The sequence below is a fragment of the Pseudomonas sp. 58(2021) genome (assembly GCF_017491585.1).
GTDB lineage: Bacteria > Pseudomonadota > Gammaproteobacteria > Pseudomonadales > Pseudomonadaceae > Aquipseudomonas > Aquipseudomonas fluorescens_BT.
Genome location: NZ_JAFGYZ010000052.1, coordinates 1 through 691 on the forward strand (window position 1 = coordinate 1; position 691 = coordinate 691).

1 pseudogene is annotated in these 691 nt (G+C 61.8%); it reads left to right on the top strand.

Annotation, left to right across the window (positions count from 1 at the left end):
- A pseudogene (locus J5M72_RS28720) lies at nucleotides 1-691 on the top strand (type I secretion target); the annotation flags it as partial.

The following is a 691-nucleotide window of genomic DNA, read 5'->3' on the forward strand; positions in this document are numbered from 1 at the left end:
GCAACGGCACCGAGACCTTCACCTACACCATCAGCGATGCCGACGGCGACACCAGCACCGCTAACCTGGTCCTGCAGATTCACAACAACGACGACCCGGTGATCATCAACGGCCTCGATGTGAACGGCGGCGAACTCACCGTCTACGAAAAAAACCTCGGCGACGGCAGCAGCCCCGATGCTCCAGCACTGACCCAAAGCGGCACCTTCACCATCACCGCGCTGGACGGTGTCACTACCCTGACCATTGGTGGAATCGCCGTGGTCACCAACGGTGTTGCGGCAGGCTTCCCGCAATCGGTCACGACTCCGCTGGGCAGTACGCTGACCATCACCGGGTTCAACGCTGTAACCGGCGTTGTCAGCTATAGCTACACCCTGGTCGACAACGAAGCGCACCCAACGGCCAACGGCGCCAACGTGCTCAACGAGCAATTCGCCGTGACCGTGGTCGACGACAACGGCACCACCGCCAACGCCACGCTGGACGTGAACATCGTCGACGACCTGCCCAAAGGCGTGGATGACAGCAACGCCGACACCGCCTCGGAAACCAACCTCACGCTGACCGGCAACGTCCTGACCAACGACGTGCAGGGCGCTGACCGTGTACCTGTCGGAGAAAATGCCGGCCCGATTACCGCCGGCACTTTCACCGGGACTTATGGCACCTTGGTGCTGAATGCCAACGG